Raw genomic sequence first — 13,132 nt, 5'->3', positions numbered from 1 at the left:
CTTTTAATCCTTTCTATATCAATCTCATTTTTTAATTATTTCATTATTAATTGTAGCCTTTGTAAAAAATTTATAGACCTTCTTTTCCATGTAAATTCCTATGCTTTATCTAGCCCCTTAATTTCTTCGTCATTATCTTTCTTTTTACTATCATATCAAAAAATGTTCCATTCTACATTTTTTTCTGCTTAAAATTACATTACAAGGTAACATTGTCCTTTTTTCTCTCTGTCTCCATATACGCTCCTCTTAATATCAAAGTATTTATTCCAAAATCCCATATCAATAAAAGAGGGCACCCAACGGCACCCTCTTTTATTGATTAATTATACGTACTCTAAAAACCAATTGTTAATATAGTTTAATCGCTCTATTCGAAGTGCAGGTTTGCCACTTCTGGAAAGTTCATGATTTGATTCTGGAAAACGGACAAATTTTGTTTTTTTCTTTTGTACCTTCAAGGCAATAAACAACTGTTCTGCCTGTTCAATTGGACAACGATAATCTTTTTCACTATGTAATATTAGTAAAGGTGTTTGTATGTTATTTACATAGGCTAATGGAGAATGCTTCCACAGTGTTTCTATATCATTTAAATCTGCTTTTATTTGCCAATCAGTGAAGTAATACCCTATATCACTTACTCCATAAAAACTAATCCAATTAGAGATGGAGCGCTGTGTAACAGCTGCCTTGAAACGGTCTGTATGTCCAACAATCCAGTTTGTCATAAAGCCGCCATAGCTTCCTCCTGTAACAGCTAGACGAGAAGCATCAATAAAATCAAATGTTTCTATTGCATAATCAATGGCATCCATAATGTCTTCATAATCCTTTCCACCATAGTCTCCACGGACAGCATCTACAAATTGCTGTCCATATCCATGGCTTCCTCTCGGATTAATAAATAGTACAGCAAAACCATTGGATGTTAATGTTTGAAATTCATGAAAATAAGAATTAGCATACATTGCATGCGGTCCTCCATGAATCTCTACTACCATCGGATATTTTTCACCCTCTTTAAAACCTTGTGGCTTCATTAACCACCCATGAAGATCCCAACCATCCCGAGACGTAAATTGTAGCGGTTCTGCTTCAGAAAATGCTCGTGTTTCCACAAACACTTTATTTACATTGGTTATTTGCTTAGTTTCTCCAGTCTCTAAATTTAATGTATATAAATCTCCGGGATGTGTAGGTGTACTAATGGCCACCACCGCTTTTTTTAGACTGCCTCCTGTAGATAAGCCATATACATGCTGGTTATCAATAAGAGATGGATAGATCGCTCCAGAAGTATTTCCAAAATAAACAACTGTATTTCCATGATCTGTTGCTAAAAAGGTAAAGCTTTCATTGTCCTCTCCCCACAGCATACCAGGTGTTACAGTTCCCTGTTGAAAATCACCGATTGCATAATCCCCAACATTCACATCCCATTCTGGTGTTAAACATTGGAGAAAGTCAGCTTCTACCTCATACACCCATAGCTGTGATAGAGTGGCATTTTCATACTCTCTGTCACTCCCTATTAATCCTAATCTTCTACTATCAGGAGTCCATGTAGCTTTTCCATAATTTCCGTTGCCTTCCGTTATCTTCTTCCAACTTTCTTCTTTTCTATTGTAGAGATAAATATCAGAGATAAAGCTGAAGTCCTTTTCTTTGCTTTCATCTGCACTAATTGCTATGTATTGACCATTAGGTGACCAGCTTTGCAAATAATAATTATTTTCTCCAGAAGTAAGTTGTTTGATTGTTTTATTCTTAATATTTAAGACAGCGATATGATCATAGCTGCCATCCCAAAAACCCTTTCCATCTGATTTATATTTCATATTTGTCACCTCTAGAGCAGAGAGCTTTTCTTCCTTCTCATCTGTTTTCATCTCTTTATCTTCTACTGTCTCTCCTTTTTTAAAATGGCATTGAAAAGCTATTTCTGTGCCATCAGGTGACCATACAGGATTACTCACTCCATTCACTAAATAAGTAAGCTGCTCTGCTTCGCCACCTTTTTTACTTAATAAAAATAATTGATTTTTTCCAGAACGATTAGAAATAAAGACAATTTCTTCTCCAGTCGGTGACCATCTTGGAGAATGATTTTGATGTTTTCCAAACGTCCATTGCATTGTTTCAAGTGTGTTTAGATCTTTATAATAAATATTGGAATAATACTTATCAGTCTCTTGGCAAATGGAAGTGACTACATACAAACACTCTTCCCCTTTTACTTGAGGATCCACCACAGAATTTAATTCATACAAATCTTCTGCATTTATTCTTTTACTTTCTTTCACTTCCATCTTCCTTTCTTAATTAAAGTAGTTATATATTTCGACAACTGAAATACTTTTCCCTTCTTAAGCTGTCTTTTTTCTTTTATATTTTATCAAAGATAGCAAGGGAGCTTTGTACAATTATTGAAGCAATTCTGTAAGCCACTCTAAAATTATCATTATTCACTTGAAAATAGGAAATAAAAAAGGTATTATCATAAACAGAGAACAAACGTTCTGTTTATGTTAAAGGAAAGGGGTAACGAGTATGACAAGAATTCCTGAAATAGAAAGAGATGTTATGGAAAAAGCTATTTATCTTCCTATGCTTTTAACAATACTTAATCGAGATCTGCAGGTCATCAAAATAAGTAATTTAAAATTAAAACAACCTTATATAGATCTACTCGAAAATGCAATGAAAGTAGTACAATCGGAGTTAAAAAAAACGAAGAGTTATATGTATAAGCATACAATGAAGATTCAAGAAGTAAATCGTGATGAAGCATTTACCATGTTTTTATTTATTTATAACGGCTATGAAGAATATCATAACTACTTTAACCCCCGCCTTCGCAATAAAGTTCAAGAATTATTAGAGCATTATTTATACAAAAGGTTTACTATTAGCTAACAAAAACAAATAAAAAAAGATTAAATTGCTATCCTACTTTTTTTTATACATCCCTTGAGCTTCTGCTAATTTTTTTTGTTTATCCACCAGTAAACTTTTATATGTTAACTTAGGATTAATACTTGCTTCATGATTATAACGCTGTAATGTTTTAAGAGAGTTCGTCCGCATTATTTGATTTCTTAGGGTATAGAGCGAAACCCCTATTTCTACACTTTGCAAATTTTGAAATGTTATTCTCACTTTAGAGGCTTCTATTTTTTTTGTATCAAGAATATGATGAAGAGAAATCCATGCACAATTGTTATTTCTAGGAGAATGAGTGGGAAAAAAATAAACGGAATTAAAATCATCAATTACAATTGGCAGCTTATGATAATAGGTCATTAGTTGGCGAGTTCCCTCCCTTCTTCCTTCGTAAGAACTTCCCAGATAACCACATGTTGCTTTCACAATCATTAATGGACTACGTTTGCATAAAAAAACATTATTATGTTCATATACCTTTGAATAGATATCGCCATTAGCTACAATGTATGGCAAGACTGCAAGCGTATGATAATTAATATAATACTTTTCGACTATTAAATAATTTTCTTCCAACTATAAATCCTCCTTTTTTAGTAATCTTCCCCTATAATAGCACTTTTTACCTAATGAATCTTAAGACAAAATAATTTTTCAGAATATAGACATACTTTATAATCAAATTTCATAATTTTAAAAAAACAAATTGATAATTATCAATTTTTCCCATATAATATTAAAAAGGCATCAGGAGGGAAAGACAATGAATGATAAGTCCTATACTGAGTTTACAAAGTTAAGTGGCCAGAAAAAAAACACAAATACTTATGTAAAAGACCTCTATATTGAAATGTTGCTTTCTGAAATTCAATTAAAAAATGAAAAAGCAAATTTGATGTCCTTGATTGATAAAGCCATTGATGAACATGACAGAAAAACATTTAACGAACTGAGCAACGAATTTAACTTATTATGTAAGCGCTTCGGAACTTGATAATACCAATAAATAAAGCCAAAGGATGTCCCAAAGAGCCTAATCACTACGATGATTAAACTCTTTGAGTCATCCTTTATTTTTGTATTATTATTTTTTCTGATTTTGTAATCGAATGCTTTCTTCTTCCAATTTACTAATTCTCTCCAGCATCGTCGGGTGGCTATAGCGGAATATTTTCACCAATAAAGGTGGATTTACTTCACTCAGTCCCGTTTTTGCTAGCTTTTGAAATGTCACAATACCAGCCTCTGGATTTTCTGTTAATTCGACCGCATAGTGATCAGCTCTTTTTTCCTCATATCTTGAAATGACATTAGTTAATGGGTTTACAGTAAATAGCAGCATGGATGTTAATAAAAGAATTAAAGGAAAGGATTGTATATCCTCTACTTTTGCAATTTTAAGTGCTGCCCCCCATCTATTTACAATCCAGTGCAGCAATTTATAAATAAAATATAAACCAAATAAAGATGTAAATAAGGAGATACCTATTCCTATATAAATATGTTTTTCTACATAATGAGCCATTTCATGTGCCATTACAAATAAAATTTCGTCATTCTCTAATTCCTTTAAACTAGTATCCCACAGCACAATTCTTGCATTGCTCCCTATTCCAGTAACATAAGCATTTAATGCACTCGTTTTATCTGACATATTTACTTCAAAAACATGATCGGCTGGAATGTCAGAAGCACTCGCAAGCTTCAATATCTCTGCCTCTAATTCTTTATCCTTTAAAGGAGTGAAATCATTGTATAGCGGATCAATGACGACAGGCTGAATAAACGTGAGAAATAAGGTAAAAGGAATGGATAGAACCCAGGCATAAAGCCACCATCTCTTTTGACTCTTGTTCATTAGCCAGTATAAAACGGAAACAATAAGAAACAGAATGACATAATTCACCCAAAAATCAATAAATTGATCCTTCATCCAAGAAGGAAAGCTTTGAGTAGAAATATGATAGGTTTTTGATACAGAGTAACTAATATAACTAAGTGGAAAGGTGATGATAAAGGCAGTAATATTCAGCCAGAATAAGTAAATAGCCGTTTGCATCGACTTATATTTCGCAGAAGCCTCTCCCCATTTTTTAAATACTTTGGAAAAGCCAAATAACAAAACAAATAAGTAAAAAAGCCATTCAAATGGTGTAGAAATAAAAAACAAGAAGTTCCTTACCCGTGAATATTCTTCACTTAATACCAATTCTCTGCTATTTAAAAAAGTACTTGGATCTGCTTGAGAACCTTGATATTCAAAGGGCAAAGCTGGACTAGTATATTGAAATAAATACCAATAAAAAAACAAACCATATAACACATAGGCAACTACTGCATAAAAGCCAATTTTTCTAGTCATAATCTCCCTCCTGCCTGCCTAGTACAACCTATTATTAATAAGTAGTCCAAAAAGGATTGTTTTAGAACTAAAAGGAGATATTTTTGCTATTTATTTTACCTTTGGCAAAAGCGTGTCCAGCGACTCCATTTCACTTCCACTTTCTAAAAAGAACAAAAAAAGCATCTAAAATAATAAGATACCTCCTATCATTTAAGATGCTTTTTTTTATTCTTCTATCTCATCAATAAATCAATTGCAGAAAATCTTCTTTTGTCACATTTCCAAAATAATGCTTAATGGAAATGTCGTCTAATGCCTTTTCTAATTCGGAGCGATCATAGCGGACCCCAATCAGTCGTTTTTCAATATCTTCTACATCGCCAACTCCAAAGAAATCACCATAAATTTTGCAGTTTTTCACAATTCCTTTTACTACATCAAATCTTACATCGATTTGACCGACTGGGAAACGATGAGAATGCTGTAAATTGAATTTAGGAGATTTACCATAATTCCAATCCCAGTTTTGATATCTTTCTTTAGATAATTGATGAATTTTTTCCCAATCCTCTGCTGTTAAGACATATTCTTGAATATTCTCTTCCCCATCGAAGAGATAGCTTAATAATAGGCTGCGAAATTCTTGAATAGATATTTTTTCTGGAAGAAATTCAGTAATATTCGCTACTCTGCTTCTTACTGATTTGATCCCTTTAGATTCAATTTTGTCTTTTTTCACTTTTAATGCTGACACAATATGATCCATTTCAGAATCAAATAATAATGTTCCATGCGTAAACATTCTTCCTCTTGTAGAAAATTGTGCATTGCCAGAAATTTTTCTACCTTCAGCAAGAAGATCATTACGACCACTTAATTCAGCATTTACTCCCATGCTTTTAAGTGCTTGAACAACAGGCTCAGTGAACTTTCTAAAGTTATGGAAGCTATTCCCGTCATCTTTTGTAATAAAGCTATAACTTAAATTACCTAAGTCATGATAGACGGCACCGCCACCAGATAATCTTCTAACAACATGTATGTCATTTGATTCTACATAATCAGTATTAATTTCTTCTATCGTATTCTGGTTTTTCCCAATAATGATAGAAGGTTCATTTATATAAAATAAAAGATACGTTTCATTTATGTCTAAGTTTTTCAAAGCATACTCTTCAATTGCTAGATTAATGCGTGGATCTGTTATCCCTTTATTATCTATAAACAGCATAAAAAGACACCCCTTATAATTTTGTAGAATTATATCCAATTTTCCCGAATTTAATTACCCTTTTATACTATAACGAAAAAACGGGAAATAATCACTTCATTTGTACTTTTTTCATAGAATTGGCAAAGTTTAAGAAATGGAGTGATATTTTAAGCACAAAAAAGCTGCAACTATGTATCTTCCCCACACTCTATCAAGGCTTCGCACAATAGATGTGACTTAAGAAGAGTAAAGTTAGCAGCTTTTTCAAATTATTCTACCGTTACTTCTACTTCCTTATTTGTATAATACCGTTTGTATTTAAAAATAAAGTAAGCAGCTGTACCCGCAAAGAATATAAGTGGATAAATACCAAGAATCTCTGCATTATGCCACATAAAGTCCATATCCCCAGTAGAGATAACAGCTTTTAATCCAGCTACTGAATAAGACATTGGCAAGAGATTGTGAATATGTTGTAAAACATTTGGTATTAACTCTAACGGGAAAGTACCCGCACTAGTTGTTAATTGGAAAATCATGATGATGACAATAATAAATCGTCCTGGATTTCCAAATAAAGTAACCAAAAATTGAATAATCGAGAAAAATACTAAACTAGTTAGAATAGTAAATAGGATAAATAATGGTACACTTTCCACTTCCATTCCTAAGATGACTAGCAACACAAAGCAGGCAACTAAAGCCTGTAAGATTCCTACCCCAATCAAAATAATCGTTTTGCTTAAGAACCAACGAATTCCACTTTTCGGCTGTTCTTCTGGTTCTGCAAAAGAGAACACAATAGAGAGCATTAATGCACCAACAAATAGTCCTAGCGAAATGAAATATGGCGCTAAGCCTGTTCCATAGTTTGGCACATCCGATACTTTATCTTGGTCAACTAAGATTGGTTCTGCTATCATGTCATATGTTTTTTCATCAGAATGGATGGAACTTGCTTCCTCAGCTCCGTCTGATAATTTAGACGAAAGCTCCTTGCTTCCATCTAATAAAGAAGATGTTCCATTTACCAATTTTTTTGATCCGTCTTTTAGCAAATCGGTTCCATCTGATAAAGCATTCGATCCTGTTGCAAGTGTATTCATTCCTGATACTAAGGTGTTTGCACCAGTGGATAATTTAGTAGAACCATTAACAGCTTTTGCGAATTCAGAAGCATACTTATTCATACCAGCTACAAATTGTTCCTGACCAGCTACCTGCTGTTTTACCCCATTTTCTAGCTGGCTGCTTCCATCACTCAGCTGATTAATGCCTGTTTGCAATTGTTTTTGCCCTTTATTTAAGTCTGTTATGCCATTAGACAAGCTTGTTCCGCCGGCTGCCAGCTGGTCTGCTGCTTGACTTAACGCTTTTGTATTGGTGGCAATGGAAGAACTGCCATCCACCAACCCTTTAAGTGCTGCTACAAGCTGTTGCTTATTTTCTTCTGGTAACCCTTGCAGCATAGGCATTATCGCATTAACTGTTTCCTGTAAGGTTGTTGCACCTTCATGCAACTGATTAGCTCCAGCAGCTAATTGTGCTGATTTATCGCTCCAGTCTGTTAAGCCTTGCGTTAAAGTATTGGAGCCTGTTTGCAGCTTATTTGTCCCTTCAATTAACGAAGGAATATTGGCTTTAACTGTGTTGATTCCATCTTTCGCTTGCGAAACACCATCAAGAATTGCCTGGTCTCCCCCTTGCAATTTCTGTGCAGCATCATTTAATTTCCCTTGGGCTGATTGCAATTGCGTTAATCCTTGATTTAAATCATCTGCTCCATTGGCGAGCTCTTTCACTCCATTATTAGCACTATTAACACCATCAGAAAATTGTATAGACTTTTCAGCAAGTGTTTCTAGATTTTTATACACTTCTTCGGTACCCGACTTTACTTTATCTGTTCCATCTTTTAAATCTTTTGCACCATTACTTGCTGTTTTTAAGCCGTCTGACATTTTCGTAATATTTTCAAAAATAGATTCCGCATAAGTTTCTGTCACTTCTTTACTAACACCTTGCTTTATTTTTTCAATTGCGGAATTGCCTATTTGAGAAGAAATAAAATTATATCCTGGATTAGAAACATATTTCAGGTCCAATTTTTGTGGATTATCTTCAAGCAATGTTGTCGCATTATTTGAAAAATCTTTTGGAATTTCTATCAGCATATAATACTTCTGATTTTCTAAATTTTTATAACCAGTTTCTTTATCGACAAATTTAAAATTAAAGTCTTCGCTATCCTTTAAATTTTCTACTAAATCTTTTCCGATATCTAATGATTTTCCATTCATCTCTGTCCCTGTATCTTCATTTACAACAGCAACAGGCAATTTGTCTAAGTTTCCATAAGGATCCCAGAAGGCCCATAAATAAATACCTGCATATAGTATTGGAACAAACACAATAGCGATAACAGAGATCAGCACCATTTTATTTTTAAAAATAGAGGACAGCTCTGCCTTTAGTAAACTTTGTTTCATATAATTCCCTCCATTTTTAATCAATCATTTATCCTTTAAAAAACAATTCTAGTAGCTTGTTAAAAGAAAAAAATCCTCGTTATTAACGTTAATAACTAACGGACTATTTTCTCATTTATTAAGCGGATTTGCTATTCCATGAAATAGATGTAATTCAAAACTCGATGCGATTTCCTCTGTAGTAAGCGGTGGATGATGTTTCTCCCACTCAAAAATGAGCGCTAAGTATACTTTAATAATAATAAAGGATGTCAGCTCTGGATTCTGTGTGTGAATTTCTCCTTTATCTACTGCTTCTTGTACACGTGTTTTCATATAATTTAAGATCGCATTTTCTAAATGGCTAATTACTTCTTTTACTTCCAGCGTACCAATTTCACGCTGTTCTTGAAAAAGCTTAACCGTCAGATGATGCTCTTTGCGGTATTCAAGCATATTCATCACTGCACGATGGGCATTTTCCATAAACGTAGAAGAAGAATCAAATGACTCATCAGCTCTTTCCTTCATTTCTGTAATTAAATCATTAACTATTTCAAAAAAGAGCTCCTCCTTATTCTTAAAAAAAGTATAAATCGTTCCTTTACCTACATTTGCAATTTTAGCAACATGATCCATAGTTGTTGCTTTATAACCAAACATAGAAAATGATTTAGTCGCCGCTTCTAAAATAAGCTTCCTACGGTCAACAGCCAAATATTCCACCTCTTTCTTTCCATGCGAATAAAGATAGTCTCTCCAGTTATGTAGAATAAATTTTATCTCCATCCATTTATTCGCCATTACAGCTTAATTATTGATTTATCAAAAAACTGACTAAAATAACATTTCAGTCAGTTAGTACAAAAAAGAATATATCACAGAGTTAAACTCGTTGCAACAAAAGAAACCAAGTGATTTTCGAAAAAATCACTTGGTTCCGTTTACAACATAATAGCATCAACAAAAAATAATTTTGCGGCATTTTATCCTTTAATTGGCACTGCAATTTCTTTTAAAACCACTGTCGCTAATGCATCAATAAATTCCGGCTGAGCATTTGGCATTTTTGGTCGATAATAGCTTGCTCCAACTTCTTCTGTCACAACAAGGCACTCATAATCATTGTCATATAAGACTTCTAAATGTTCCGCTACAAATCCTACTGGCACATATACAAATGCTTTATATCCATATTTCGCATGTAAATCTCTTGTTAAATCCTGAACATCTGGACCAAGCCAAGGATCTGGTGTATTCCCCGCACTTTGCCAGCCTAGATAATAAGTAGAAATACCTGCTCCCTTTGCAATTAACTCTGCTGTATCCTTTAATTGGTCTGGATATGGATCTCCATATTGAAGGATTTTTTCTGGTAAACTATGTGCAGAGACAATTAACGCTGCATTCTCTCGTTCTTCTTGCGACATTTTAGCGTAGGTCTCTTTTAATTGATTAACCCAATAGCTAATAAATTTAGGCTCCTTATACCAGCTTTCAATACTATGAATGGTTAAGCCGCCTAATTTTTTTGCTTCTTCTTTTGCACGATTATTATATGCCTTAATACTGAAGGTAGAGTAATGAGGGGCTAACACAATACTCACTGCCTCTTTGATTCCATCTTCATGCATCATCTTTACTGCATCTTCTACAAATGGTTCAATATGCTTTAATCCTATATACATTTTAAATTCAATATCGTCTTGTATTTCATTAAGATGCGCTTCTAGTCCCTTTGCTTGTTCCATCGTAATTTTTGCTAATGGAGAGATTCCTCCAATTGCTTCATAGCGACTCTTTAAATCATGAAGCATTTCATCTGTCGGCTTTCTTCCATGTCTAATATCTGTATAATATCTTTCAATATCTTCTTCCTTATATGGTGTTCCATATGCCATAACAAGAAGGCCCATTTTTTTTCGACTCATTTTTCATTACCTCATTTCATTGTATTATTTTGTATTTTTTTAACTTTAGCTATCCTTAATATATCTTTTATTTGCGCGCACGCTTACTTAGTAAGTCACCGGAATATTCATGAATAAAACCAGTCAATTTTTTTAACACAGCTGGATCTACATCTGGGAACACACCATGTCCTAAATTAAAGATAAAGCCTGGCTGTTCTATTCCCTGTTCAATGATTTGTTTCGCTCTTTCCTCAATAACACTCCATGGTGCAAGAAGGACTGCGGGATCTAGATTTCCTTGGACAGCTTTAGTTATTCCCATTTTCCTTGCATCTGATATAGGTAAGCGCCAATCTAAGCCAACTACATCCAAGGAAAGCTCATTCCATTCAAGTGCCAAATGACTCGCCCCGACTCCGTGCATAATGAAGGGAACATTTTCACTCTCCAGCTCAGAAAAAATTCTATGCATAACAGGCTTTATAAATAAGCGGTAGTCCTCCACATTTAATGCGCCTACCCATGAATCGAAAATTTGAATCGCACTAGCACCTGCATTAATTTGCGCCTTCACATAAGTAACCACCATATCACCAAGCTTTTCCATTAAAGCATGCCAAGCGTCTGGTTTAGCATACATAAACGCTTTTGTCTTATGATAGTTTTTGGATGGTCCACCTTCAATCATGTAACTAGCAAGAGTAAAAGGAGCACCGGAAAAGCCTATCAACGGAACATTTAATTGCTCGGTTGTAAGCAGGCTTATCGTGTCAAGGACATATTTAATATCTTGCTCAGGATGTAACATACCAAGTCTTGTAATATCCTCCATTGACCGAATAGGATTCTCTATCACAGGTCCGATTCCTGATTTTATTTCCACATCTACCCCAATGGCAGGCAGTGGTGTCATAATATCTTTATATAATACTGCAGCATCGACATCATACTGATCAACCGGTAATTTCGTAACATAAGCACATAGCTCTGGCTGATGCGTTATTTCAAATAAAGAATATTTCTCTTTAATTGCTCGGTATTCAGGCTGCGAACGACCTGCCTGTCGCATATACCATACCGGAACATATTCAGTGGGCTGTCCTGTTGCCGCTTTAATAAATGTATCTTTCATCTGTTTATTCATCCTTTTGATGTCCACCTTTCAAAGGTATGTATTTCATTCTATATAGTGATCAATGTTATTTATAATAATTATTAAGTTATAATATTTATAAATAATATGCAAGTAAAAAGTTTTTAAACTAATTTTTTATGTTTCTTTCCAAGTTATTACCATCCCAATAAAAAGGAATGCCTGTCCTAGACATTCCATTCTTTTTTCCTTACTATATGTAAAAATATTCATTCTCAATCATGCATATATTTCAATAATATATCTTTTTTACTATCTTTGCATAGATAACTTATCACTTTGTCACAATTTAGACATTTTTTACCCAAAAATAAAGGAGATTACACCTCTTATGAATTATGTGGTAGCGCACACAAAAAGTTAAATCATAAGAACATAAGGGAAAAGCTTTGAATGAAACCAGCTATCTCGAATAACATGGTTTGTTAATGTTAATATAAACAAATAAGAGTTTTTCATTAGTTATGGGTAATTTAAGAGGATCTATCGTAACTTTCCCCTTTCTATTGTATGCTTTATATATCCTTATAACTTGGAGGGAGATTAGTGAATATTTATCTTACTAGCGGAACCTATGATTATTTAGGGAAGAAATACGAAAATAAATTTTCGACTGAAACCATGTTATTAATGCAGGAAGAAGCCAGCGATCGGGCGATACTACTACACGAAAGTCAAGCTCCTTCTTTCTTCCAAGAACCAAGAAGCTATGACATTTTATTCAGTTATGGAATGTTAGAAAATAAAGGATTTATTACCATGAATCATATTCCAGTAAGTGAAGAAAATAAACCTGTTTTCGAACATAAGATGATGAAATACTTCACATCTATCGCAAACAAAGCAATGACAGCTATTCGCTTCCTTCGCCCTGCCAAAGGAGACACATATATCCTCTTTTGTCTATGGGAAGAAAAAGCGAATTATATAAAATGGAAACAGCAAGAAGCAAATGCAGAAGCTCCTATTGGTAAAAGTAATGAAAAAAGCTGGAATAGTTCCCAGCATTCTATCTTTAATGGAAAACCGTATTTCGTACAATTAACAATTCCAGATGAAGAAAAAGCGTAATTAATCCAGTAGCCACCTGAACTT

Annotated in this window: 11 protein-coding genes; 3 read left to right on the top strand and 8 right to left on the bottom strand. The window is 33.9% G+C overall.

Annotated features, from left to right (window positions below; genetic code table 11):
• Nucleotides 1-326: 326 nt before the first annotated feature.
• Nucleotides 327-2,312, bottom strand: a complete 1,986-nt coding sequence (locus tag NiCM35_RS02270) for a S9 family peptidase (RefSeq protein ID WP_123259796.1) — start codon at nt 2,310-2,312, stop codon at nt 327-329.
• Nucleotides 2,313-2,553: 241 nt separating this feature from the next.
• On the opposite strand from NiCM35_RS02270, the gene NiCM35_RS02265 reads away from it, so the two are divergent.
• Nucleotides 2,554-2,919 (top strand): YhjD family protein, encoded by a 366-nt coding sequence (locus NiCM35_RS02265; protein WP_095330087.1) that lies wholly within the window; start codon nt 2,554-2,556, stop codon nt 2,917-2,919.
• 33 nt (nt 2,920-2,952) lie between these two features.
• Here NiCM35_RS02265 and NiCM35_RS02260 read toward each other — a convergent pair whose 3' ends face one another.
• Complete coding sequence (locus tag NiCM35_RS02260) at nt 2,953-3,522, bottom strand: competence protein ComK (RefSeq protein WP_095330088.1); 570 nt, start codon at nt 3,520-3,522, stop codon at nt 2,953-2,955.
• 187 nt (nt 3,523-3,709) lie between these two features.
• On the opposite strand from NiCM35_RS02260, the gene NiCM35_RS02255 reads away from it, so the two are divergent.
• Nucleotides 3,710-3,940 (top strand): IDEAL domain-containing protein, encoded by a 231-nt coding sequence (locus NiCM35_RS02255; protein ID WP_095330089.1) that lies wholly within the window; start codon nt 3,710-3,712, stop codon nt 3,938-3,940.
• Between the two features lie 90 nt (nt 3,941-4,030).
• Here NiCM35_RS02255 and NiCM35_RS02250 read toward each other — a convergent pair whose 3' ends face one another.
• The 6 genes from NiCM35_RS02250 to hemE all read right to left on the bottom strand — a co-directional run bounded on the left by NiCM35_RS02250 (nt 4,031) and on the right by hemE (nt 12,028).
• Complete coding sequence (locus tag NiCM35_RS02250; RefSeq protein ID WP_095330090.1) at nt 4,031-5,308, bottom strand: M48 family metallopeptidase; 1,278 nt, start codon at nt 5,306-5,308, stop codon at nt 4,031-4,033.
• A gap of 223 nt (nt 5,309-5,531) precedes the next feature.
• Entirely contained in the window at nt 5,532-6,521 is a 990-nt protein-coding gene (gene lplA, locus NiCM35_RS02245; RefSeq protein WP_095330091.1) for a lipoate--protein ligase, read from the bottom strand.
• 251 nt (nt 6,522-6,772) lie between these two features.
• Nucleotides 6,773-8,992 carry a YhgE/Pip domain-containing protein gene (locus NiCM35_RS02240; protein ID WP_095330092.1) on the bottom strand — a complete coding sequence of 740 codons (2,220 nt, stop codon included), beginning with the start codon at nt 8,990-8,992 and terminating at the stop codon, nt 6,773-6,775.
• A gap of 111 nt (nt 8,993-9,103) precedes the next feature.
• Nucleotides 9,104-9,688, bottom strand: coding sequence for a TetR/AcrR family transcriptional regulator (locus NiCM35_RS02235; RefSeq protein ID WP_123259082.1), 585 nt, complete (start codon nt 9,686-9,688; stop codon nt 9,104-9,106).
• Between the two features lie 269 nt (nt 9,689-9,957).
• Nucleotides 9,958-10,902 (bottom strand): ferrochelatase, encoded by a 945-nt coding sequence (hemH, locus tag NiCM35_RS02230; protein WP_095330094.1) that lies wholly within the window; start codon nt 10,900-10,902, stop codon nt 9,958-9,960.
• Between the two features lie 67 nt (nt 10,903-10,969).
• Nucleotides 10,970-12,028, bottom strand: coding sequence for a uroporphyrinogen decarboxylase (hemE, locus tag NiCM35_RS02225; RefSeq protein WP_341182125.1), 1,059 nt, complete (start codon nt 12,026-12,028; stop codon nt 10,970-10,972).
• Nucleotides 12,029-12,583: 555 nt separating this feature from the next.
• Here hemE and NiCM35_RS02220 point away from each other — a divergent pair.
• Nucleotides 12,584-13,108 carry an antibiotic biosynthesis monooxygenase family protein gene (locus NiCM35_RS02220; protein WP_433778494.1) on the top strand — a complete coding sequence of 175 codons (525 nt, stop codon included), beginning with the start codon at nt 12,584-12,586 and terminating at the stop codon, nt 13,106-13,108.
• Nucleotides 13,109-13,132 lie beyond the last annotated feature (24 nt).

It is taken from the genome of Niallia sp. M35 (assembly GCF_050971705.1).
In the GTDB taxonomy this organism is placed as follows: Bacteria; Bacillota; Bacilli; order Bacillales; family Cytobacillaceae; genus Niallia; species Niallia circulans_A.
This window is presented reverse-complemented; position numbering and strand designations above follow the sequence as displayed.